At 67.7% G+C, this 235-nt stretch carries 1 pseudogene; it reads right to left on the reverse strand.

Annotated features, from left to right (window positions below):
• Positions 1 to 235, reverse strand: a pseudogene (locus CH341_RS35090) (hypothetical protein); the annotation flags it as partial.

Genomic DNA, 235 nt, shown 5'->3' on the forward strand with positions numbered 1-235 from the left:
CCGATGCGCAGCGGGAAGGAGAAGCCGAGCTGACCCTGCCCGTCCGTGCACACCCTGGCCGGACGGCAGACGATGCCGGGGATCCGATCGGTCAGGAACCCATGCAGAACCGCCGCTTCGGTGGCGCGGTCGCGCATCGTGTGCGGCAAACCTTCCACAAGGGCGGACGCGAGCACCTGGCGGGCGTCAGGATGGAGATAAGCGAGGAAATGGCGCCGGTTCAGCATGGTCAGCG

It is taken from the genome of Rhodoplanes roseus (assembly GCF_003258865.1).
GTDB classification, from domain to species: Bacteria; Pseudomonadota; Alphaproteobacteria; order Rhizobiales; family Xanthobacteraceae; genus Rhodoplanes; species Rhodoplanes roseus.